Raw genomic sequence first — 24,271 nt, 5'->3', positions numbered from 1 at the left:
GGGTCAGCGATGGTAGCGGCGCACGACGCTGCTGTTGCGCAGGACGTGGCCTTTGATTTTTTCCATCAGTTGAGCCCGTGTGAGGCCCGCGGGCAGGGCTTGCGGCGGCAGGTCCAGGGCGAAGAGCTGGATCAGGTAATGGTGAGCGCTGTCGCCGATGGGCGGGCAAGGGCCGATGTAGCCGTGGGTGTTCTTGCTGTTGATGCCGCTCATGCCCTCCAGCGAGGACTTGGTGCCGGCGCCCACCGGGATCTGCCGCGTGGTGGCCTTGATGCCGTAGTGGATCCAGTGGTCGACACCCTGGCCCCTTTGACCGTCAGGGTCCGACATGACGATGGCGTAGCTGAGGGTGCCAGGTGGGCCGGCATTCCAGCTCAGGGCCGGAGAAATGTTCTTGCCACCACAGGTGTTGGCGTCACTGGCCGACGCCGCCGTGAAGAGGCGGTTGTCCGACACGCCCGGAATGCTGAGGGTAAAACGCTCCTCGGCCTGGACAGCCCCTTGCGCGCACAGCACCAGGGCGACGGCCGCCAGCCAAGGGGAGAGAGAGTTCAATCGAGTCATACCGGGGCACCTTGTGCGTGTCTGGCCATGGACGGCTTGCGAACTATAGCCGCAGCTTCGCCCGGGTTGCAGTGACAATTATGCTGAACCTCGTTCCGGCCCCACGACTCTAAGGGGAAACGCCTGCCGGAGAATGACCATGTCTCTGCATCAAGTCGCCCGTTTCGCCGATGTTCGCGAAGACCGCGGTCTCGAAGTCAAAATCGACGACACGTCCATCCTGCTGTTGCGCTCCGGCGATCAGGTGCGCGCCTTCCAGGGCAAATGCCCGCATGCCGGCGCACCACTGGCCAAGGGCGCGGTGTGCCATGGACGGCTGATTTGCCCGTGGCACAAGGCCGCGTTCCGGGCTGAAGATGGTGCCTTGTGTGAGCCGCCGGCCCTCGACAGCCTGACGCGCTATCACGTCGAGGTCCGGGACGGTGATGTCTGGGTCGACGACCAACCACTGCCAACCGATAAAGTCCCGCCGGCCGATGACCCGCGCACGTTTGTCATCATCGGCGCCGGTGCTGCCGGCACCGCTTGCGCGGCGGCGTTGCGCGAGAAGGGCTTTGGCGGGCGAATCCTGTTGATCGACCGTGAAGCCGAAGCCGGCTACGACCGTACGGTGCTGAGCAAGTACGTGTTGGCCGGCGACATGGCGGTCAACGAGACGGCGCCGCTGCGCGATGAAACTTATTTCACCCAGCAGCGCATCGAAAGGCTCCATGGCGAGGTCACCCATTTAGACCCCGATACTCGGCACATCCAACTTGCCGATGGCCGGCGCCTGGACTACGACGCCGCGCTCATCGCCACTGGCGGGGAGCCCAAGATGCCAGCACTGCCCGGCATCGATTTGCCGCAAGTCTTCGTGCTGCGTTCGATTGCCCACGCCCGGCAGATTCTCGATACGGTCCGGCCAGGGCAACAGGCGGTGATCATCGGCGACAGTTTCATCGCCATGGAGGTCGCCTCGTCCCTGCGCAAGCGCGAGCTGGACGTCACCGTCCTGGCCCGGCATCCGGTGCCGTTCGCCGCACAGCTGGGTGAAAGCGTCGGCCAGGCCATCCTGGCCCGACACCGGGCCAACGGTGTGGTGTACCGCGCCGACAGCGAAGCGGCGCGGATCGAGGGGGCGGGCAAGGTTGAAGCCGTGGTGTTGGAGAACGGCCAGCGCGTTGCCGCGGACCTGGTGATCATCGGCGTCGGCGTGCGCCCGGCCACCGAGCCCTTCGTCGGGCTGCCACGGGAACAGGACCAGTCACTGTCCGTTGACGCAGGCATGCGAGTGACCGATGGCTTATGGGCCGTCGGTGATATCGCGACCTTCCCCCTGAACGGCCAGCCCCAGCGCATCGAGCACTGGCGCCTGGCCCAGCAACAGGCGCGCATCGCCGCTGCGAACATGCTCGGCGGCGACGAGCACTATCTGGACGTGCCGTTTTTCTGGACCTATCACTTCGGCAAACGCTACGACTACCTCGGCCACGCCGAGCACTGGGACGAAGTGGAATTCAAGGGCACGCCCGAGCATCCACCCTTTATTGCCTTGCTGGGCAAGGACGGCCTGGTTGCTGCTGCAGTGGCCTGTGATGAAGGCCGGGCCATGGCAGCGTTGGCCCAGCGCATGAAACAACCGTTGCCGGTGGACGAGGCATGGCGGCTGATCCGGGATTTCTCGTCCTAGCCCCAAATCCCCTGCTCGCGATAGCGGTGGGTCAGCTCCCATCAATGCACGGACTGATCAGCCGGCAAATGGATAACCCGGGGCCGCTCCAATGGCGCCAGGGGCGGTGGCTGCAAGTCGGGGCTGAGCAAGTGGAAATGCGGCACGACGTGGCTGATGTCGCCGTCCTGGTTGTTGTGGATGATCTTGGAGCCTGGCTGGCGCAGCGTGTCCAGGCGCTCGTCGGTCAACTTGAAACTGGCGCTCAAGCCCTGGTCATTCACGACCGGCGCCGGCAACCGGCGCTGGGCGAAACTGCGGCTCTTGCGCTGTTGATAACGCGCCCAGGTAATCAACAGCACCGCGTTGACCAACGCGATCCAGCCATAGACCTGCAAGGTCCCCAAGGTGTCGAACAACGATCCTCCCAGGCGCGGGCCGGCCTGGCTATCGAACAGCGGCCACAGCCCATTGACCAGCAAGTACAACAACCCCACCCACGCCAGCACGGTAAAAAACGCATCGATGAGCACCAGAAAGGGCCGTTGTCGGGTCCTGATAATTTTCATCGGATCACTTCCTCTTCCTGATCATCGAACGGTTTGATACCGCGATCCGGACTGACCCAGCGCGCACGCTTCTGATGCTGCCCGAACAGCACTTTGGGGAAACTCACCAGAGTGGTGAAGAGGCTGATCAGCCAGAACACCAACGGGTACCAGATCACCCAGAACATGATGTGCCACAGGCCTTTTTCGTAGCGCCGATCGATCAGGATGCTCACCGCGAACTGCAGCAGGCACACCACCGCCAGCAACAGCCCGGTGAAGGCCGGCGGCATCAGGTGATCCACGGCAATGGCCGCTGGCATTTCGATGAATTTGCCGGCGCCCCAGAAAATCACTGACAGCAGGAACGTGAACGCCCAACCGGTGGACAGGCAATATTCGAACAACAGCGGCCACAGGTAGCGGTGGCGGTACTGCCAGATGCCACGGATGTTCTTGAACAGCACCTCGGCGCCACCCTGGGCCCAGCGCAGCCGTTGCCGCCACAGGCCACGCAGGGTTTCGGGCATGAGGATCCAGCACAGCGCGCGCGGCTCGTAGAAGATGCTCCAGTGATCCAGTTGCAGCTTCCAGCTGATGTCGATGTCTTCGGTGATCATGTCCGGGCTCCAGTAGCCAACCCGGTGCAGGGCGGTGCGCCGGAACGCGACGATCACGCCGGACACGGTGAAGATCCGCCCGAACACCCGCTGGGTGCGCTTGATCAGGCCGATGATCGAGGAGAACTCGCCAACTTGGACCCGGCCTATCAGAGTCGAACGGGTGCGGATGCGCGGGTTGCCGGTCACCGCGCCGAGGCGGGCGTTGTCCAGCATCGGCGCCACTAGGTAAGCACAGGTATTCGGCGCCAGCAGCGCGTCACCGTCGATGCACACCAGGTATTCACTGCGCGCCGCGATGGCGCCCATGCGCAGGGCCACGGCCTTGCCCTGGTTTTCCGCCAGGTGCAAGACGCGCAGGCGCGGGTCTTCAGCTGCCAGTTGATCGAGCATCTGGGCGGTGTTGTCTTTCGAGCCATCGTTGATGGCGATGACTTCGATGTTCGGGTAATGCTGGCCCAGCGCCGCGTGAATGGTGTCGGCGACGTTATCGCCCTCGTTGAAGCACGGAATCAGGATGCTGATCAACGGCTCGCCGGCCAGGGGCGGTGGCAAGGTGTCGTCCTTCCACGGCCAGTGACGCTCCCAGTGCAGCCAGAAATACAGGCCGCCGGCGATCCACAGCCCGGACATGAACAGCGGGTAAAAGAACACGAAGTCCATCAGGAATTGCCCGGTGACCAGGAAGATCAGGCCCAGGGGCACCCCAAGGACGATCGCCAGCACCAGCAGGGCGAGCAGTCTGTCGAGCATGTCAAGGATTCCACTTGTTGGAGAGCGCCGGCCGCACGGTTTTCACGGCGGGTTGGTCTTCGATGAAGTTGTCCGGGTAGTAGCCGAAACTGGTCACGCCTTTGCGCTTGAGGCGCCCCATCCAGTCGGCCAGTTGTTCGCCGTCGATGTCGCTGACCGGCTTGCTGTGCCAGTCACGGGCCTGCAATTCGAACACCGTGCGCTTGAGCGCGCCGGGTCGAGCCTTGACGGTGTCCACCAGACGCTCGAGCCAGGGGCCGGACTGTTCGCGGGTTTGCTTTTCCATCAACGGCATGGCCATCGGTGCCGTCCAGTCGTAGGCGCCGAGGAAGTCGTCGAGGTTCTGGGCGAACCAGGCTTCGCTGTCAGGATTGAGCATCGGTTCGGCAAAGATATTGCGCGCGGTGCGCACCTGCGGGCCACGAATCGCCCGGACCTTGGCGGTCAGCTCATGAGTGAAGTCGATCAGGTAGCGGCTCTTGAAGCGCGTCCAGCGTTGCATCGCTGCAGGATCGGCCCGCAGGGCGGCAATGGACGTCGGCAAGCCATTGGCGGCATAGACTTTCAGGGCTGCGGGGCTGGCATCCTCGAAGTCGGAAAACACCGCGTCGTCATGGTAGAGAACGCCGTCCACCGAGCTCATCCGCGCCAGGTCTTCGTAGATCTCGCCGATGACCTTGCGCACGTTCGGGTCGAACGGCGACAAACGCACGTACTGGTCCGGGGCAACGCCGGTCTTGCCGGTTTCCGGATCCCAGCGCTGTACCCGCGAAAGCTTCGCATCCAGAGCAAAACTGAGCACCGGCATCCAGGCATAAACCTTGGCGTTGGCCCGGGTGCGCAATTGCCATGCAACCCGGTCGAACAGGTCGGCGCGTACCGGCAGGTGACGGTTGGGGAAGTACAACGAATGCACGAGGCCGTCGCCTTTCGGATCGGCGAAGGCCTGCAGGAATACGGTGTTGGCGCCCAGGTCGTAGATGCGCTGGACCAACTGGCCGACATTGGCTTCCTGCTGCACCGGGTCCGGGTCGTAGACATAATCCAGGTCGACATGCACCACGCGCATCGGGTCAATCGTCTGCACGGACACGATGCTTTCGGCGAAATGGGCGCCATCCGGATCGGACGCCACCAGGAAGCGTGGGCCGCTCATCAGGTTATCCAGGCTGTCGAGACCGTCTTCCAGGGTCAGGGCCATTTGATAACCCTCGCTGCCAATCACTTGCAACGCCGTGCCGTCGGCTTCCCCGTAAGGCCAGACCCAGACGCGCGGGCTGTAGCCGGTGACCTTGCGAATTTTTTCAGAAATGGCCACTACGTCCTTGCGCAGGCGAGCCTGAAAATCGGCCTCGGTCTCATAACCACCGGTGACGGGGTCGTAGCGCCGGGTGGTCGCGGCGGGTTGCTGGTTGCCTTGCGGGTTGGCGAGCACGCCTTTGTGGTTGGCGTCGGTGTGGGCGGCGATTTCCACCAGGCCCGATTTGGAAACCTCGCGAATCTGCTCCCAGGTCAGGAACTCGGAACGCTTGCGCGGCACCCCGGCGAAATCCACCGTTTGATTCAGCGGCGTATCCACCCAGCTGCCGACCGGGGCGAGGATGGCCGGCCAGTTATAGGCACGCAGGATGGGCATGACGCGGGTGTAAAAGCTCGCGTAGCCGTCGTCGAAACTCAGCAGCACCGCACGCGGCGGCAGTTCCGGGCCGCCGTTGCGGGCCGTGATGATCTGATCCACCGTGACCGGCTGGTAGTTGTTCTCCCGCAGCCACGCCAGTTGTTCGATCAGGCGTTCGGTGCGCACGGCCACCAGCGCCTGGTCCGGGTCTCGGTCGTCGACATCGTGGTAGGCGATGCCGAGCACATGGTTCTTTGGCCACGGGGCGTCATTGGCCGCCAGCGGGCGCTGCGAGGGCGGCGTGAACGCCGGGGCTTGCTGGGCACAAGCGCTGATCAGCAAGACCCCCAGCAGAAGGATGAATCGCGAAATGACAGGCATCTTCAAACTCTTCTAGAAGCGATAGGTGAGGTCGACAAGCAGGCGCAGATCGCTTTCGCGATCGCCGTCGTAGGGGCGGTTCAGCCAGCTCAGCGCGGCGCCGGCCTCCAGCACATCGTTCCAGATGAAACGCTGGCCGTAGCTGAGCAAGCCCATGGCGGCGGTGCTGTAGTCGCGCTGGCTGTAGGTACCGGCACCGACCTGGAACTGCTGGCTCCACGTGGTTTCATAGCGGCGGTGCAACACGTGATTGACGCTCACGGTCGGCATGACGCTGAAGTCCGATTTCGGATTGAAATAAGGCACTTCGTTGGAACCGCTGTTGCGGCTGGCACCCACTTCCAGACCCAGCTCCACTTGCACACGCGGTGTGCTGTAGATGCCTTCGCGACCGGTCAGCTGGGTTTCGAGGCGGTTGTTGCCATCGCTGAAATGGGACGGGCTGAGCGCCAATCGCCACTCGCGGCTTTCATTGGCCCGCCAGCGTACGAAACCACTGCCGCCGTTAGAGCGAATGCCACTGTTGAGCGCCCGCAACGGCGTATTGGCCGAGAGATAATCCAGGCTGCCGCCGTACTGCCAGTGATCGTCGATGTCCCGTGCCACGGCCAGGCGCGCGCCTTGCTTGTCGCCGGAGCCATAGGAATGATTGGAGACCTCCGCTTCCAGCGTCATGTCCCGGGTGCGACGCTCCACACCCAGACGCTGCCAGCGGTGGTGGCCGGTGCCTTCCTCGAAATCACCGGTGGCGTAACCGGCACCGCCGAACAGCCGCCAGTCTTCATCAATGGGCGGGCTGTAGAGCAGCGTTTCGATACCAAAGTCCCGGCTGCCGGTGACGGCACCGGCGTCACCGTTGCCACCGCCATAGCTCTTGCCGGTGTAGGCCTCGATGCGCAGTTCGGCCATGTCGTGTACGTCGCGCTGGCGTTGCAGGCGTTTGACATGGGCGTTTTCCGGATAGCGCGCGACCACGTCGTCGGTCAGTGCATCCATCTGCCGCCATTCCTGCAAATCCATGGCTGCGCGAGCCTGGGCGATTTCCAGGTCACGGTTGCGCGGGATCGTGGCCTCGACTTCCTTGAGCAGGTTTTCCGAACGGCGCGGCCAGTCGCGGGCCTGGTACAGATCGGCCTGGGCCAGGCGCATGCCGGTGTTGCCGGGGCCTTGGTTGACCAGGGTGTCCAGGCGCGCTTCGGCGGAGGGCAGGTCGGCGCCATAAGTGCCGGCCTGGGCAGCGAGTTGCTGGGCGTCCATCCATTGATCGTTGGGGTTGCCGATCGGCAGGCCCTTGAGCTCGATGCGCGGGCGCTGGGCTTTCGCCATGTCTTCGGCCAGGGCGCGGGCTTCTTCGGATTTTTCACTTTCCAGCAACGCGTAGTAGAGCGCGGTGCTGTCCTCAAAGCGTTCCGCAGGATCGGCATCCGGCGCCGTCAATACCTGGCGGTACAGCTCGACGGCGATTTCCGGCTCACGCTGTTCCAGATAGGAGGAAGCCACCCAGCGCAGGGCATACGTGGGAATGCTCACGCCCTCGCCGGTCAGTTTCTGGTATTCGGCAATCACTTCAGCCCGACGGGCGCGGGCATTGAGGGCGCCCATGCGATCGATGCGCCAACGGAGTACGTCGTCATGGGCTTCTGCCACCGGGGTCCAGGTGGCGAGCAACTTGTCGTAGTCGGCCAGGGCGCGGTCGGCAATGACGAAGCGCTCCTGTTCGCTGCGGCTGGCCATATCCGCCAGGCGCACCCGTTCGGCGGCTACGTCACCCTCCAGGCGACGCTGCACGCCACGGTCGATCAGCCCCGGCTGCAGACGTGCCAGGCGCAGCGCCGGCTCGGGCAGCCGCGCGCGCTGCAGGGCGTAGATGTATTCGCGCGCGATCTCTGGGCTGTTGCCGGCGCGGGTGAAAGCCTGGTCGTATTCGAACAACGCTTCGTGGGGGTTGTTGGCACGGGTCAGGGCATAACCCAGTGCCAGTCGACGCATCGGATCTGTCGGTTTGGCGGCGACCATGGCCTTGGCGCGAGTGACGGCTTCGTCGGGCTGGCCTGCATCGGCCTGGGTCAAGGCCAGGCCGAGTTGCAGGTCGGGGTTGTGGGGATCGATCACCAAGGCCTGGCGGTACAGCTCGGTCGCCGAATCCCAACGCTTGAGGTTTCGATAGGCGCGAGCCGTAGCGGTCAGCGCCTGGACGGGCAGCGCTCGATGACGGCCCTGGGTCTCATAGACCGTCACCACCTCGGCGTCGAGGCCGGCCCAACTGGCGATCTGCAGGTGGTCGCTGATCTGCGCAGTGCTGGCCTGGCCGGCCGGCACCTGGCGCAACGCGGTCAGCGCAGGCGTGTAGTGACCTGCACGGGCGTCGAGCACCATCTGGTCATAGGCGGTATCGGCAAACGCCAGCATCGGCCAGCACAATTGGCTGCACAGCGCGACGCGAAACAACGGACGCAAACCACGTTGAATAAAAGGACCCACAGTACGCGGCATTCGTCAGCATCCTTACATGGCCAGCCGGGTCGCAGTGCCCCCTTGCCCATCAAACAGGAAGCCGGATCAAAGGAATCCAGCCAAGCTCTAATGGGCCTAGTCTTGCATTCTCAGGCGGGTCATCTTCAGGAACGCCACAATTCTTCAGAATCGCTACAGATTTCGGCGCAGCGCTGATCGATAGGCGTAAAAAAACCCGGCCCATGTGTCATGCACGGGCCGGGTCTTGGGTGTTGCTCGAACGCGTTACTGGACGGCGACGCCACCACCCAGCTTGCTCATCACGAATGCCGTGAATTGCTCGACGGTCATTTTCTGGCCGTTGAAGTCAACCTGGTTGTTGGCGTAATGCAACTTGGTGACAACGTCGTTGCCTTCAAGGGTCGCCAGCTGAGTACCGACGGCCATGGCGCTGAACATATCGCTGGTGGCGGTGGCCTGATCGGCGATCAGCTTGGCATCGGTCTGGCCTTCCATCTGTGCCTGTACGGTCATCAGGTCCACCAGCATCGGCTTGGAGACCTTGAGGTTGAAATCCAGCAGGGCGAGCAACTGACGCCCCAATTCATCCGGCGGCAGGTCCATGGACTGCGGCTTGGCCAGGTTAACGATCAGGCTGGCACGGCTTTCACCGTTGGCGGTGTTGAAGGAAAGGTTTTCCAATGCGACTTGCGGGGCCCCGGCCAGCAGTTTTTCCAAATCGGCCTTGACCTGCGCTTCTTCGGCTTCGGTCAGGCTCAGCTCTGGCGCCGGCTCACCGGCTGCTGCGGCCTCGGCAGCCGCTTTTTCGTATGGTTGCAGCTTGGTCTGGTAAATCTGCATCAGCGACATGGTGGCCGGGATGTCCAGATTCTTCAGGCTGACTGCCATCTGCGCCGAACCAATGCTCTTGTCGTTGAACGACAACTCACCGATCTTGTAATCGGCACGCCCCGAAGCGCTCGTGCCGCTCTCGGTGCTGCTGTTCTTCATCTCGAAATTCTTCAGGCCCAGCACCGACTTCGGCTCACCAAAGGTGGCCTTGGTGTTGCTCAGCAGCAGGGTGTTGTCACCCATGTAGTAACCGTAGGTGCTTTTGCTCAGGTTACTGGCCAATGTCAGGCCGTTCAGCTCAACCTGCACCGGAGTCTGGTCTTCGGCGACGGTGGTCAGCTTGAAGCTGTCCATGTAGCCGTCTGCCTTGACCTTCTGTCCCTGGGCGCTGGCGGCCAGGTCGATTTTCAGGCCGGAAAAGGTGAGCTGGGATTGCTCATCCAGCTTGGTATCCACGGGCAGCAGCTCGTACGTTCCATTGATGGATTGGTCGTAACCCAGGTTGACCACACCTTTGAGCGGCGACTGGTCCTTGGTGGCGGCGAACCACTTGTCAGTCAGCGGATTGCGCTCGAGTGCGGTGTGACTGGTGGCCATGACCGGCAGCCATTTGAGCGTTATCAAGCGCGAAAATGGCAGTGGGCCGTGTTCGATCTGATCGACGAAGAGCAACTCAACCGGCTCGCCACCGAAGATTTCGCCCTCGCCCTTGAGACGGTAGTGGGCGGTGCTGCTGAACGTTCCACGGTCCATGGAAACCAGCTCCAGGGTGGCGGTGCTGTTAGACCCGGCCAAGGCTGCCTGCATCTGCTTATTGCTGTCGGCAATAGCATTCGTCAACACGCCTTCGAGCTTTGTCCCGGTGTACCAGGCGCCGCCCGCGCTGACGGCGCCGACAGCCACAACGATTCCCAAAAGTATGCTTGCTGATTTATTCATGAGTGACCCGATCGATATCCATGGTTGAAAAAAGCCGTCGTCTTCCCTGACCCGCAAAGGGTGTGGCTCGACGCCGTAAAGAGGAGCGGAGATTACCATCAGGCACCCCTGAGGGCCCAATGTTTAAAGGGGTAAAAACGTTTTCTTGCGAGGTGGTCTACGAATATTGGACTTCGATCTCGTCGAGCTGATGGTCGAAAGTCTTGAGGCGGGCCGTCCAGGTATACACCAGCACTTCGAAATCGCGATTGATCACTGCCGCACCCGATGATGAGTCTGCGCGTGAATCGCAGAAGTCCAGTTGATAGCGCTCACGGGCCATGGCGTTAGCCACGTCGCATAATTCTCGGGCGTTATTGAGCCAATGCCAGCCGTCCTGGGTGACTTGCTTGTCCAAGGCAGCGCATTGGGTTTTCAGGGCCTCCAGGCTCTTTTCCAGCGGGGTACCGGTCAACTCCCCCATGACTTCCTGGAACGTGCGCCCAGGCTGCCAATAACTGCCCCAGAAATAACGGTCGAACACCGTTTCGACACGTCGCAGCGCAACCTTGGTGTCCCATATCAGCACCAGGATTTTGCCTTGCTCGAGATGTTTTTTCTTGATGCGTTGGCCCTGAAGCGATGCCCAGGCCACGATTGCAATGGATATGACACCAATCAACGCCGCCGCGCTATCGAGGAACAACATCGCCTTGTCGATTTGATGAGTGAGCATGACGCCATAGAAATAAGTGGCCGAAAGCAGCAGCAATGCCGCAGTGGCGCACCAGAAGCCGGGAGCATAAGGGTTTTTCATTATTGGAATCCCCATGACCAGTGACGTCGTGGCCCCTCTTGATCGCTTGATCGCCAGAGCCCGACTATCACAGCATAGCAACGGCGTTGGGGGTTTGCCGGGGCATCAGGGGCTCGATCCGATTACCGGCCCAAAACGACAAAACCCCTGGCTGCTGATGCAGACAGGGGTTCTGGGAATTCGATCTTGACGATGACCTACTCTCACATGGGGAAACCCCACACTACCATCGGCGATGCATCGTTTCACTGCTGAGTTCGGGATGGGATCAGGTGGTTCCAATGCTCTATGGTCGTCAAGAAATTCTGTGACCGACCCGTTCAACAACAACGTGTCGGTAAAATCGATGACTTCTACTAAAAACAAAACCCCTACCTGCATCAGCAGATAGGGGTTTCGGAATTTAATCTTGACGATGACCTACTCTCACATGGGGAAACCCCACACTACCATCGGCGATGCATCGTTTCACTGCTGAGTTCGGGATGGGATCAGGTGGTTCCAATGCTCTATGGTCGTCAAGAAATTCGGTAGCCGGTGCGTGCCTTGCGGTCACGTGCCAGCGAATGGGTATGCGATAGTTTGTGTGTTGCTGGTGAGTATCGAACTTTCGGTTCGTTTCGTCTTCACACACCGCAATCTGGTCTCTTTGCTTTTCAGCTTGGAGCATACAAATTGCTTGGGTGTTATATGGTCAAGCCTCACGGGCAATTAGTACAGGTTAGCTCAACGCCTCACAGCGCTTACACACCCTGCCTATCAACGTCGTAGTCTTCGACGGCCCTTCAGGGGACTCAAGGTCCCAGTGAGATCTCATCTTGAGGCAAGTTTCCCGCTTAGATGCTTTCAGCGGTTATCTTTTCCGAACATAGCTACCCGGCAATGCCACTGGCGTGACAACCGGAACACCAGAGGTTCGTCCACTCCGGTCCTCTCGTACTAGGAGCAGCCCCTCTCAAATCTCAAACGTCCACGGCAGATAGGGACCGAACTGTCTCACGACGTTCTAAACCCAGCTCGCGTACCACTTTAAATGGCGAACAGCCATACCCTTGGGACCGGCTTCAGCCCCAGGATGTGATGAGCCGACATCGAGGTGCCAAACACCGCCGTCGATATGAACTCTTGGGCGGTATCAGCCTGTTATCCCCGGAGTACCTTTTATCCGTTGAGCGATGGCCCTTCCATACAGAACCACCGGATCACTAAGACCTACTTTCGTACCTGCTCGACGTGTCTGTCTCGCAGTCAAGCGCGCTTTTGCCTTTATACTCTACGACCGATTTCCGACCGGTCTGAGCGCACCTTCGTACTCCTCCGTTACTCTTTAGGAGGAGACCGCCCCAGTCAAACTACCCACCATACACTGTCCTCGATCCGGATAACGGACCTGAGTTAGAACCTCAAAGTTGCCAGGGTGGTATTTCAAGGATGGCTCCACGCGAACTGGCGTCCACGCTTCAAAGCCTCCCACCTATCCTACACAAGCAAATTCAAAGTCCAGTGCAAAGCTATAGTAAAGGTTCACGGGGTCTTTCCGTCTAGCCGCGGATACACTGCATCTTCACAGCGATTTCAATTTCACTGAGTCTCGGGTGGAGACAGCGCCGCCATCGTTACGCCATTCGTGCAGGTCGGAACTTACCCGACAAGGAATTTCGCTACCTTAGGACCGTTATAGTTACGGCCGCCGTTTACCGGGGCTTCGATCAAGAGCTTCGCGTTAGCTAACCCCATCAATTAACCTTCCGGCACCGGGCAGGCGTCACACCCTATACGTCCACTTTCGTGTTTGCAGAGTGCTGTGTTTTTAATAAACAGTCGCAGCGGCCTGGTATCTTCGACCGGCGTGGGCTTACGCAGCAAGTGCTTCACCCTCACCGGCGCACCTTCTCCCGAAGTTACGGTGCCATTTTGCCTAGTTCCTTCACCCGAGTTCTCTCAAGCGCCTTGGTATTCTCTACCCAACCACCTGTGTCGGTTTGGGGTACGGTTCCTGGTTACCTGAAGCTTAGAAGCTTTTCTTGGAAGCATGGCATCAACCACTTCGTCACCCAAAGGGTAACTCGTCATCAGCTCTCGGCCTTAGAATCCCGGATTTACCTAAGATTCCAGCCTACCACCTTAAACTTGGACAACCAACGCCAAGCTGGCCTAGCCTTCTCCGTCCCTCCATCGCAATAACCAGAAGTACAGGAATATTAACCTGTTTTCCATCGACTACGCTTTTCAGCCTCGCCTTAGGGACCGACTAACCCTGCGTCGATTAACGTTGCGCAGGAAACCTTGGTCTTTCGGCGTGGGTGTTTTTCACACCCATTGTCGTTACTCATGTCAGCATTCGCACTTCTGATACCTCCAGCAAGCTTCTCAACTCACCTTCACAGGCTTACAGAACGCTCCTCTACCGCATCACTTGCGTGATACCCGTAGCTTCGGTGTATGGTTTGAGCCCCGTTACATCTTCCGCGCAGGCCGACTCGACTAGTGAGCTATTACGCTTTCTTTAAAGGGTGGCTGCTTCTAAGCCAACCTCCTAGCTGTCTAAGCCTTCCCACATCGTTTCCCACTTAACCATAACTTTGGGACCTTAGCTGACGGTCTGGGTTGTTTCCCTTTTCACGACGGACGTTAGCACCCGCCGTGTGTCTCCCATGCTCGGCACTTGTAGGTATTCGGAGTTTGCATCGGTTTGGTAAGTCGGGATGACCCCCTAGCCGAAACAGTGCTCTACCCCCTACAGTGATACATGAGGCGCTACCTAAATAGCTTTCGAGGAGAACCAGCTATCTCCGAGCTTGATTAGCCTTTCACTCCGATCCACAGGTCATCCGCTAACTTTTCAACGGTAGTCGGTTCGGTCCTCCAGTCAGTGTTACCTAACCTTCAACCTGCCCATGGATAGATCGCCCGGTTTCGGGTCTATTCCCAGCGACTAGACGCCCTATTAAGACTCGCTTTCGCTACGCCTCCCCTATTCGGTTAAGCTCGCCACTGAAAATAAGTCGCTGACCCATTATACAAAAGGTACGCAGTCACCCAACAAAGTGGGCTCCCACTGCTTGTACGCATACGGTTTCAGGATCTATTTCACTCCCCTCTCCGGGGTTCTTTTCGCCTTTCCCTCACGGTACTAGTTCACTATCGGTCAGTCAGTAGTATTTAGCCTTGGAGGATGGTCCCCCCATATTCAGACAAAGTTTCTCGTGCTCCGTCCTACTCGATTTCACTTCTAAGATCCTTTCGCGTACAGGGCTATCACCCACTATGGCCGCACTTTCCAGAGCGTTCCGCTAAAATCAAAGAAGCTTAAGGGCTAGTCCCCGTTCGCTCGCCACTACTAAGGGAATCTCGGTTGATTTCTTTTCCTCAGGGTACTTAGATGTTTCAGTTCCCCTGGTTCGCCTCTTGCACCTATGTATTCAGTACAAGATAACCATCTTATGATGGCTGGGTTCCCCCATTCAGACATCTCCGGATCAAAGTCTGTTTGCCGACTCCCCGAAGCTTTTCGCAGGCTACCACGTCTTTCATCGCCTCTGACTGCCAAGGCATCCACCGTATGCGCTTCTTCACTTGACCATATAACCCCAAGCAATCTGGTTATACTGTGAAGACGACATTCGCCGAAAATTCGATCTTGCTCAAAGAGCAACTCACAAATTTTACCTTAGCCTGATCCGTTACCAGTGAAAGTAACGTTCAGTCTATCTTTCTATCACATACCCAAATTTTTAAAGAACGAACTAGTCAAAGACTAGAAATCAACATTCACCATCGAACCGATGGAATGCTCATTTCTAAGCTTTATACAATCGAAGCAGTAGTGGTGGAGCCAAGCGGGATCGAACCGCTGACCTCCTGCGTGCAAGGCAGGCGCTCTCCCAGCTGAGCTATGGCCCCGTATTTCTACAGGCGTTTCCCACACAAAATTGGTGGGTCTGGGCAGATTCGAACTGCCGACCTCACCCTTATCAGGGGTGCGCTCTAACCAACTGAGCTACAGACCCAATTTCGGGCTGCTTCTTTCGTCTTCTTCAATGAATCAAGCAATTCGTGTGGGAGCTCATGGAGCAGCTGCGGTCGTCGATTAAGGAGGTGATCCAGCCGCAGGTTCCCCTACGGCTACCTTGTTACGACTTCACCCCAGTCATGAATCACACCGTGGTAACCGTCCCCCCGAAGGTTAGACTAGCTACTTCTGGTGCAACCCACTCCCATGGTGTGACGGGCGGTGTGTACAAGGCCCGGGAACGTATTCACCGCGACATTCTGATTCGCGATTACTAGCGATTCCGACTTCACGCAGTCGAGTTGCAGACTGCGATCCGGACTACGATCGGTTTTGTGGGATTAGCTCCACCTCGCGGCTTGGCAACCCTCTGTACCGACCATTGTAGCACGTGTGTAGCCCAGGCCGTAAGGGCCATGATGACTTGACGTCATCCCCACCTTCCTCCGGTTTGTCACCGGCAGTCTCCTTAGAGTGCCCACCATAACGTGCTGGTAACTAAGGACAAGGGTTGCGCTCGTTACGGGACTTAACCCAACATCTCACGACACGAGCTGACGACAGCCATGCAGCACCTGTCTCAATGTTCCCGAAGGCACCAATCCATCTCTGGAAAGTTCATTGGATGTCAAGGCCTGGTAAGGTTCTTCGCGTTGCTTCGAATTAAACCACATGCTCCACCGCTTGTGCGGGCCCCCGTCAATTCATTTGAGTTTTAACCTTGCGGCCGTACTCCCCAGGCGGTCAACTTAATGCGTTAGCTGCGCCACTAAGAGCTCAAGGCTCCCAACGGCTAGTTGACATCGTTTACGGCGTGGACTACCAGGGTATCTAATCCTGTTTGCTCCCCACGCTTTCGCACCTCAGTGTCAGTATCAGTCCAGGTGGTCGCCTTCGCCACTGGTGTTCCTTCCTATATCTACGCATTTCACCGCTACACAGGAAATTCCACCACCCTCTACCATACTCTAGCTCGACAGTTTTGAATGCAGTTCCCAGGTTGAGCCCGGGGATTTCACATCCAACTTAACGAACCACCTACGCGCGCTTTACGCCCAGTAATTCCGATTAACGCTTGCACCCTCTGTATTACCGCGGCTGCTGGCACAGAGTTAGCCGGTGCTTATTCTGTCGGTAACGTCAAAACACTAACGTATTAGGTTAATGCCCTTCCTCCCAACTTAAAGTGCTTTACAATCCGAAGACCTTCTTCACACACGCGGCATGGCTGGATCAGGCTTTCGCCCATTGTCCAATATTCCCCACTGCTGCCTCCCGTAGGAGTCTGGACCGTGTCTCAGTTCCAGTGTGACTGATCATCCTCTCAGACCAGTTACGGATCGTCGCCTTGGTGAGCCATTACCCCACCAACTAGCTAATCCGACCTAGGCTCATCTGATAGCGCAAGGCCCGAAGGTCCCCTGCTTTCTCCCGTAGGACGTATGCGGTATTAGCGTCCGTTTCCGAGCGTTATCCCCCACTACCAGGCAGATTCCTAGGCATTACTCACCCGTCCGCCGCTCTCAAGAGGTGCAAGCACCTCTCTACCGCTCGACTTGCATGTGTTAGGCCTGCCGCCAGCGTTCAATCTGAGCCATGATCAAACTCTTCAGTTCAAACATCTTTGGGTTTTGAGAAAACCCTAAACTTGGCTCAGCAATCGTTGGTTACATCTTTGATTTCTCGCGGAGTAACTTGTGATGCTGATAATCTGTTGACTAGCAGTCTGACTCCACAAGCACCCACACGAATTGCTTGATTCAGTTGTTAAAGAGCGGCTGGCTGAGTCTTTCGTCTCAACCGAGGCGCGCATTCTACAGCGCCCCGTGTATCTGTCAAGCGGTTATTTTAAGAAGTTTTCAAAGTTTCGCTTCGGAAACATCAACAACTTCAACCACTTGCGCTTCCGATCTCTCGTTAGCGGGAGGCGAATTCTACAGCGTTACTCGCTGCTGTCAACACCTCTTTTTCACCGCTTTCGACCGAGAAGATCGAACCGCCGATAGAGCCAAACAACACTGCTCTACCTGCTCCTTCCGGGCTTCGATGAACTGAAGCCCAACACCTTCGAAACTTACTTAACTCATTGAATCTCAAGGAGTTTTCCGTTTCGACTGCGCCGGAAGTGGGGCGAATTATAGACTTCCAGAATCTGCCGTCAACCCCTAATTTCGCTTTTCTATCAATAAGTTGCGCAACACGGGCAAACCCGCTGCGTTTGCCCTTTAAAACCCTCCTCTATATAGAAGAAGAGAAGACTCAAAGAACTCCTGCCTCTCTGAACGCCGTCACCGCCGCTTCGTCCAGCCCCAACACTCGCTGCAACACCTCCAGCGTATGCTCCCCTAATAAAGGAGGCGCATTGCGATATTCCACCGGTGTCTCGGAGAGCCGAATCGGACTGGCCACCTGCGGCACGCTACCAGCCAGTACGTGAGGCAACTCCATCGCCAATCCACGCGCCTTCACCTGAGGATCGGCAAACACCTGGGCAAGATCGTTGATTGGCCCACACGGCACACCCGCCTGCTCCAACTGAGCCACCCACTCGGCTGTGGTCTTGAACACCGTCGCCTGGCGGATCAACGGAATCAACACCGCTCGATTCGCCACCCGCAACTTGTTCGTGGCAAAACGCGGGTCATCAGCCCACTGCGGCTGACCGGCAACCTCAGCGAACTTTCGGAACTGGCCGTCATTACCCACCGTAAGGATGAAATCGCCATCGGCCGTAGGAAAATCCTGATAAGGCACGATGTTCGGATGAGCATTGCCCAGCCGCTTCGGCGCATTGCCCGTGGTCAGGTAATTCATCGCCTGATTGGCCAGGCAGGCAACCTGGACATCCAGCAAGGCCATATCGATGTGCTGCCCGCCGCCGGCATGATCACGATGCGCCAGCGCCGCCAAAATAGCAGCAGTCGAATACAGCCCCGTGAGGATATCCGTCAGCGCGACCCCCACCTTCACCGGCCCCGCACCCTCATCGCCCTCAGGGCGGCCGGTCAGGCTCATCAACCCACCCAACCCCTGAATCATGAAGTCATACCCGGCGCGCTTGGCATAAGGGCCGGTCTGGCCAAACCCGGTGATCGAGCAATAGATCAATTGCGGATTGATCGCCTTTAACGACTCGTAATCCAGGCCATAAGCCGCCAGCCCGCCAACCTTGAAGTTTTCGATCAGGATATCGGACTTGGCCGCCAGCTCTCGCACCAGCCGCTGCCCCTCTGGACGCGTGAAATCGATAGTCACCGACTGCTTGTTGCGATTGGCCGACAGATAATATGCAGCCTCGGTCGTGTTCTCGCCTCGGGCATCCTTCAGGAAAGGCGGCCCCCAGGCGCGCGTATCGTCACCGTTGCCGGGACGCTCGACCTTGATGACATCTGCCCCAAGGTCCGCCAGGATCTGCCCGGCCCACGGCCCGGCCAGGACCCTCGATAAATCCAATACCCGCAGATGCGAAAGCGCGCCCATGAACGTTCCCCTATTAATAGAACGCCTGGATACCGGTTTGCGCACGCCCCAGGATCAGCGCATGAACGTCGTGCGTGCCTTCGTAGGTGTTTACGACTTCCAGGTTCACGAGATGACGAGCGATGCCGAACTCATCGGAAATACCGTTGCCGCCCAGCATGTCCCGTGCCATGCGAGCGATATCCAGGGATTTGCCGCAGGAGTTGCGCTTCATGATCGAGGTGATCTCGACCGCCGCCGTTCCCTCATCTTTCATACGCCCCAGACGCAGGCATCCCTGCAAGGCCAACGTGATTTCGGTCTGCATGTCGGCCAGCTTCTTCTGGATCAACTGATTGGCAGCCAGCGGACGCCCAAACTGCTGGCGGTCCAGCGTGTACTGGCGAGCGGTATGCCAGCAGAACTCAGCCGCCCCCAAGGCGCCCCAGGAGATGCCATAACGAGCCGAGTTCAGGCAAGTGAACGGGCCCTTCAGGCCGCGGACATCCGGGAAGATGTTTTCTTCCGGAACGAATACGTTGTCCATCACGATCTCGCCAGTGATGGAGGCGCGCAGGCCGACCTTGCCATGAATAGCTGGCGCACTCAGGCCCTTCCAGCCTTTCTCGAGCACGAAGCCGCGGATATCGCCAGCGTCGTCCTTACCCCAGACAACAAAGACGTCGGCGATCGGACTGTTAGTGATCCACATTTTGCTACCCGTCAGGCTGTAGCCGCCTTCCACTTTGCGCGCACGAGTAATCATCGCGCCTGGGTCGGAACCATGGTTCGGCTCGGTCAGGCCAAAGCAACCGATCCACTCACCAGACGCCAGCTTCGGCAGATACTTCTGTTTTTGCGCCTCGGTACCGAATTCATTGATCGGCACCATGACCAGCGAGGACTGCACGCTCATCATCGAGCGATAACCGGAATCGACGCGCTCGACTTCACGAGCGATCAGGCCATAGCTGACGTAGTTCAGCCCACTGCCGCCGTACTGCTCAGGAATGGTCGCCCCCAGCAGGCCCACTTCACCCATCTCGCGGAAAATCGCCGGGTCGGTCTTCTCATGACGGAACGCTTCCAGCACCCGCGGCGCGAGCTTCTGCTGGGCGAACTGCTCAGCGGTGTCGCGGATCATGCGTTCTTCTTCGGTGAGTTGCTGATCCAGCAACAATGGATCGATCCAGTTGAAGCTCGCTTTACCGGCCATGAAAGAGTCCTCGCCAATTAAATGAAAATCGTGGATTGATCCTAGGCGCGCTTTCCTACAAGGGCAAACGAGGATTGCGCACTATCTTGTGCTAATTTCTCACTCCGTAAACGCCATGAACCCCGTTAATGCTGATATTGAGTGAGGCTTTCGTACATGCGCCGTAAAATCCCCAGCACTACCGCCCTGATCAGTTTCGAGGCTGCAGCACGTCATGAGAGCTTCACCAAGGCGGCGCACGAGCTTTCCCTTACCCAAGGCGCTATCTGTCGACAGATCGCCAGCCTGGAAGACTTCCTCAGCGTGGAGCTTTTCCGACGCTCACGCCGAGGCGTCAAACTGACCGAAGCCGGCCTTTCCTATAGCCGTCGAGTTGCCACCCAACTGGATGCGGTCGAGCGCGATGCTCTTTCAGTGATGGGACACACCGGTGCGAACGTGATCGAACTGGCGGTGGTTCCAACCTTCGGCACTCAATGGCTGCTACCACGCCTCAAGGATTTCCAGCAGCAGCATCCAGAAGTCACCGTCAACCTGACCAACCGCACACGACCCTTCCTCTTTGCGGACACAGAGTTTGACGCCGCCATCTATTTTGGTGACGCGGACTGGTCCGGTACCGAATCCCACAAACTGATGGGTGAAAATCCTATGCCGGTATGCAGCCCTACCTTACTGGGAGACCGGACGAGCCTGACACCAGAGACCATCGCCGAATTGCCCTTGCTCCAGCAGACCACTCGCCCGTATGCGTGGCGCCAATGGTTCAACGCCCAGAACCTGAACATTGCACGGGACCTGACAGGCCCGCGTTATGAACTATTCTCCATGCTTGCCCAGGCAGCCATGCACGACATGGGCATTGCGCTGATTCCGCCCTTCTTGATTCAGCGCGAGCTGGCAGAGAAACGACTGGTCGTGGCCAACCGTAGCGCGCTATCGAGCATCAAGGCCTATTACCTGATGATTCCAGAGCGAAAGGTCGAATCCGCCTCTCTTCGAGCTTTTCGCGATTGGCTCGTGAAACAAGCAAGCAACTATCACCTTGATTAATAAAGAAAAAGTCTAAACAGACTTAGGTAGTAAACTAACAGAAGACGCTACAGATATAAGTTTATGTCGCATTCAGTCAATCTGTTATGAAGTCGGTGCAGTAGTCTCCAAAGCGTTGAAATTCATGGCTTTGAGCCATATTGCGCAGCGCATCAGGGCCTATTCATCTGGCCGATGGGGAAAATTGTCAATTTGAACCTGAATCCTTGAAAAGCACGGCCTACAAGGGATGCCGATCGATTATTGCGACATTCGGTCACAGGGTGACTTGTAGTTAATTTTCCGTCACCCGTCATAATCCCTTGAAGGGCTGAATTTTCGCCTGCAAAATGCCGCGCCCCGCCTGGTTTGGCGGGATCGTGCTGATCGGCCGCCCCAGCCGCACCATCCGAAGTGCCTGGGTTTACTCAATAAGATCACGCAGGAGATTTGACGTGCACATTGGTGTTCCCCTCGAAACCCAAACGGGTGAAACACGGGTTGCTGCTACCCCGGAAACCATCAAGAAGCTGATCGGCCAAGGCCATAAAGTCACTGTTCAAAGCGGCGCCGGTATCAAGGCCAGCGTTATCGACAGTGCCTATGAGGCAGCGGGCGCAACCATTGGCAACGCCAGTGATGCATTCGGGGCCGAGCTGATCCTCAAGGTGGTCGCCCCCAGCGACAGCGAACTGGCGCTGATCAAGAGCGGCACCGTTCTGGTGGGCATGCTCAATCCGTTCAACAACGAAACCATCGCCAAGCTGGCCGAACGCGGTATTACCGCTTTTGCCCTAGAGGCTGCGCCACGCACCTCCCGCGCCCAGAGCCTGGATGTGCTGTCGTCTCAAGCGAACATTGCCGGCTATAAAGCCGTGCTGCTGGCCGCCCACTATTACCCGCGCTTCATGCCGATGCTGATGACCGCCGCAGGCACCGTGAAAGCGGCGCGCGTGCTGATTCTTGGCGCTGGCGTGGCCGGGTTGCAGGCGATTGCCACGGCCAAGCGACTGGGTGCGGTGATCGAAGCCTCGGATGTGCGTCCGGCGGTCAAGGAACAAATCGAATCCCTTGGCGCCAAGTTCGTCGACGTGCCTTACGAAACCGACGAAGAGCGTGAATGCGCCGTCGGCGTCGGCGGTTACGCCCGGCCAATGCCGGCCAGCTGGATGCAGCGCCAGGCCCAGGCTGTGCACGAACGCGCCAAACAGGCTGACATCGTTATCACCACTGCGTTGATTCCGGGCCGCAAGGCACCGACGCTGCTGAGCGCCGAAACCGTCGCGCAGATGAAACCTGGCTCGGTGGTCATCGACCTCGCGGCAGCCCAGGGCGGTAACTGCCCGCTGACCGTGGCCGACCAGGTCGTGATCGAGAATGGCGTGACCATTTGCGGTCCGACCAACCTGGCCGGCGAAGTCGCGGCCGATGCTTCGGCGCTGTATGCCCGCAACCTGCTGGACTTCCTGAAGCTGGTCTTCACCAAGGAAGGTCAGTTCGACGTGAACCTGGAAGACGACATCGTCGCCGCGTGCCTGATGTGCCGCGACGGCCAAGTCATCCGCAAAAACGCCTAAGCAGGGATTCAGACAATGGAAGAGCTTATCTCCCCCGGTATCTACAACCTGATCATCTTCGTGCTGGCAATTTATGTCGGTTACCACGTGGTCTGGAACGTAACACCTGCGCTGCACACGCCATTGATGGCGGTGACCAATGCCATTTCGGCGATCGTGATCGTCGGCGCCATGCTCGCCGCCGCGCTGACCGTAACGCCACTGGGCAAGACCATGGGCACCCTCGCCGTGGCCCTGGCCGCGGTGAACGTGTTCGGTGGCTTCCTGGTGACGCGCCGCATGCTTGAGATGTTCAAGAAAAAAGCCCCGAAAGCCGTAAAAGAAGAGGCGCCCAAGTAATGAGCATGAACCTGGTAACGACGCTCTACCTGATCGCGTCGATCTGCTTCATCCAGGCCCTCAAAGGCCTGTCGCACCCCACTACCTCTCGCCGTGGCAACCTGTTCGGCATGCTCGGCATGGCGCTGGCGGTGCTCACCACTGTGGGCCTCATCTATAAGCTGGGCGCTGAGCTAGCGACAGCCGGCATAGGCTACGTCATCGTCGGCCTGCTGATCGGCGGCACCGCCGGCTCGATCATGGCCAAGCGCGTCGAGATGACCAAGATGCCGGAGCTGGTGGCATTCATGCACAGCATGATCGGCCTGGCGGCGGTGTTCATTGCGATTGCCGCAGTGGTCGAGCCGCAATCGCTGGGTATCGTCAAACAATTGGGCGATTCGATTCCGGCCGGTAACCGTCTGGAGCTGTTCCTCGGCGCAGCCATCGGTGCAATTACCTTTTCCGGTTCGGTGATCGCTTTCGGCAAGCTGTCGGGCAAGTACAAGTTCCGTCTGTTCCAGGGCGCACCGGTACAGTTCGGCGGCCAGCACAAACTCAACCTGATCCTGGGCCTGGCAACGCTGGGCCTGGGCCTGACCTTCATGTTCACTGGCAACCTCGGCGCGTTCGCCCTGATGCTGGCCCTGGCTTTTGTACTGGGCGTGCTGATCATCATCCCGATCGGCGGCGCGGACATGCCGGTGGTGGTCTCGATGCTCAACAGTTATTCCGGTTGGGCCGCGGCGGGTATTGGCTTCTCGCTGAATAACTCGATGCTGATCATTGCCGGTTCGTTGGTAGGTTCCAGTGGTGCGATCCTGTCGTACATCATGTGCAAGGCGATGAACCGTTCGTTCTTCAACGTGTTGCTCGGCGGTTTCGGCAACACCGCAGATGCGGCCGGCCCGGCAGGCTCCAAAGAAGCCCGTCCAGTGAAATCCGGCTCGGCTGACGACGCAACTTTCCTGCTGACCAACGCCGACACGGTGATCATTGTTCCAGGCTATGGCCTGGCGGTGGCACGGGCGCAGCACGCGCTGAAAGAGCTGACCGAGAAGCTGACCCACCACGGTGTGACCGTTAAATACGCGATCCACCCGGTGGCCGGTCGCATGCCCGGGCACATGAACGTGCTACTGGCCGAGGCCGAAGTGCCTTACGACCAGGTGTTCGAGATGGAAGACATCAACTCCGAGTTCGGCCAGGCCGACGTGGTGCTGGTGCTCGGCGCCAACGACGTGGTCAACCCGGCGGCGAAGAACGATCCGAAGTCGCCGATTGCCGGCATGCCGATCCTCGAAGCCTTCAAGGCCAAGACCATCATCGTCAACAAGCGCTCGATGGCCAGCGGCTATGCCGGCCTGGACAACGAACTGTTCTATCTCGACAAGACCATGATGGTGTTCGGTGACGCCAAGAAGGTCATCGAGGACATGGTCAAAGCGGTGGAATAACACTCACGGCTTCGCCATCAACGC

14 protein-coding genes, 2 tRNA genes and 4 rRNA genes are annotated in these 24,271 nt (G+C 58.7%); 5 read left to right on the top strand and 15 right to left on the bottom strand.

Annotation, left to right across the window (positions count from 1 at the left end):
* Positions 1-3 precede the first annotated feature (3 nt).
* Positions 4-564: a YbhB/YbcL family Raf kinase inhibitor-like protein gene (locus GFU70_RS01010; RefSeq protein ID WP_058544687.1), complete on the bottom strand. Its 561-nt coding sequence runs from the start codon at positions 562-564 to the stop codon at positions 4-6.
* Between the two features lie 139 nt (positions 565-703).
* Between GFU70_RS01010 and GFU70_RS01005 the strand changes: the two genes are divergently transcribed.
* Complete coding sequence (locus tag GFU70_RS01005; protein WP_153387468.1) at positions 704-2,236, top strand: apoptosis inducing factor family protein; 1,533 nt, start codon at positions 704-706, stop codon at positions 2,234-2,236.
* 41 nt (positions 2,237-2,277) lie between these two features.
* Here the strand turns inward: GFU70_RS01005 and pgaD are convergent, their stop codons facing one another.
* The 14 genes from pgaD to GFU70_RS00935 form a co-directional block, all read right to left on the bottom strand.
* A complete protein-coding gene (pgaD, locus tag GFU70_RS01000) occupies positions 2,278-2,784 on the bottom strand; it encodes a poly-beta-1,6-N-acetyl-D-glucosamine biosynthesis protein PgaD (RefSeq protein WP_058544685.1) in 507 nt (168 codons plus the stop codon).
* Complete coding sequence (gene pgaC, locus GFU70_RS00995; RefSeq protein WP_058544684.1) at positions 2,781-4,136, bottom strand: poly-beta-1,6-N-acetyl-D-glucosamine synthase; 1,356 nt, start codon at positions 4,134-4,136, stop codon at positions 2,781-2,783. The genes pgaD and pgaC overlap by 4 nt, the downstream gene beginning before the upstream one ends.
* A 1-nt stretch (position 4,137) precedes the next feature.
* Positions 4,138-6,135 carry a poly-beta-1,6-N-acetyl-D-glucosamine N-deacetylase PgaB gene (gene pgaB / locus GFU70_RS00990; RefSeq protein ID WP_153387467.1) on the bottom strand — a complete coding sequence of 666 codons (1,998 nt, stop codon included), beginning with the start codon at positions 6,133-6,135 and terminating at the stop codon, positions 4,138-4,140.
* A gap of 12 nt (positions 6,136-6,147) precedes the next feature.
* The gene (gene pgaA, locus GFU70_RS00985) at positions 6,148-8,628 is read right to left on the bottom strand and encodes a poly-beta-1,6 N-acetyl-D-glucosamine export porin PgaA (protein ID WP_116643468.1); all 2,481 of its coding nucleotides are present in this window, start codon (positions 8,626-8,628) and stop codon (positions 6,148-6,150) included.
* Positions 8,629-8,874: 246 nt separating this feature from the next.
* Entirely contained in the window at positions 8,875-10,380 is a 1,506-nt protein-coding gene (locus GFU70_RS00980; RefSeq protein WP_058544681.1) for a YdgA family protein, read from the bottom strand.
* 157 nt (positions 10,381-10,537) lie between these two features.
* The gene (locus tag GFU70_RS00975) at positions 10,538-11,176 is read right to left on the bottom strand and encodes a hypothetical protein (RefSeq protein WP_058544680.1); all 639 of its coding nucleotides are present in this window, start codon (positions 11,174-11,176) and stop codon (positions 10,538-10,540) included.
* Between the two features lie 184 nt (positions 11,177-11,360).
* Positions 11,361-11,476 (bottom strand): 5S ribosomal RNA (rrf, locus tag GFU70_RS00970).
* A gap of 107 nt (positions 11,477-11,583) precedes the next feature.
* Positions 11,584-11,699 (bottom strand): 5S ribosomal RNA (gene rrf / locus GFU70_RS00965).
* A 167-nt stretch (positions 11,700-11,866) separates the two neighbouring features.
* Positions 11,867-14,758, bottom strand: a 23S ribosomal RNA gene (locus GFU70_RS00960).
* A gap of 245 nt (positions 14,759-15,003) precedes the next feature.
* A tRNA-Ala gene (locus GFU70_RS00955) sits at positions 15,004-15,079 on the bottom strand.
* Positions 15,080-15,109: 30 nt separating this feature from the next.
* Positions 15,110-15,186: transfer RNA gene (locus GFU70_RS00950), tRNA-Ile, on the bottom strand.
* A gap of 81 nt (positions 15,187-15,267) precedes the next feature.
* Positions 15,268-16,804, bottom strand: a 16S ribosomal RNA gene (locus tag GFU70_RS00945).
* Together the 16S, 23S and 5S rRNA genes with 2 tRNA genes alongside form the textbook arrangement of a ribosomal RNA operon.
* Positions 16,805-17,447: 643 nt before the next feature.
* The gene (locus GFU70_RS00940; RefSeq protein WP_116643471.1) at positions 17,448-18,668 is read right to left on the bottom strand and encodes a CaiB/BaiF CoA transferase family protein; all 1,221 of its coding nucleotides are present in this window, start codon (positions 18,666-18,668) and stop codon (positions 17,448-17,450) included.
* Positions 18,669-18,681: 13 nt separating this feature from the next.
* Positions 18,682-19,863, bottom strand: a complete 1,182-nt coding sequence (locus tag GFU70_RS00935; protein ID WP_014335919.1) for an acyl-CoA dehydrogenase — start codon at positions 19,861-19,863, stop codon at positions 18,682-18,684.
* Positions 19,864-20,019: 156 nt separating this feature from the next.
* Between GFU70_RS00935 and GFU70_RS00930 the strand changes: the two genes are divergently transcribed.
* The 4 genes from GFU70_RS00930 to GFU70_RS00915 all read left to right on the top strand — a co-directional run bounded on the left by GFU70_RS00930 (position 20,020) and on the right by GFU70_RS00915 (position 24,247).
* Complete coding sequence (locus tag GFU70_RS00930; protein ID WP_058545471.1) at positions 20,020-20,916, top strand: LysR family transcriptional regulator; 897 nt, start codon at positions 20,020-20,022, stop codon at positions 20,914-20,916.
* A 434-nt stretch (positions 20,917-21,350) separates the two neighbouring features.
* Complete coding sequence (locus tag GFU70_RS00925; RefSeq protein ID WP_064106847.1) at positions 21,351-22,472, top strand: Re/Si-specific NAD(P)(+) transhydrogenase subunit alpha; 1,122 nt, start codon at positions 21,351-21,353, stop codon at positions 22,470-22,472.
* A 15-nt stretch (positions 22,473-22,487) separates the two neighbouring features.
* Positions 22,488-22,811 (top strand): NAD(P) transhydrogenase subunit alpha, encoded by a 324-nt coding sequence (locus GFU70_RS00920; RefSeq protein ID WP_003187010.1) that lies wholly within the window; start codon positions 22,488-22,490, stop codon positions 22,809-22,811.
* Positions 22,811-24,247: an NAD(P)(+) transhydrogenase (Re/Si-specific) subunit beta gene (locus tag GFU70_RS00915; RefSeq protein WP_030139190.1), complete on the top strand. Its 1,437-nt coding sequence runs from the start codon at positions 22,811-22,813 to the stop codon at positions 24,245-24,247. Before GFU70_RS00920 ends, GFU70_RS00915 begins: the two co-directional genes overlap by 1 nt.
* Positions 24,248-24,271: the final 24 nt, after the last annotated feature.

Source organism: Pseudomonas brassicacearum (genome assembly GCF_009601685.2).
In the GTDB taxonomy this organism is placed as follows: domain Bacteria; phylum Pseudomonadota; class Gammaproteobacteria; order Pseudomonadales; family Pseudomonadaceae; genus Aquipseudomonas; species Aquipseudomonas kilonensis_B.
This window is presented reverse-complemented; position numbering and strand designations above follow the sequence as displayed.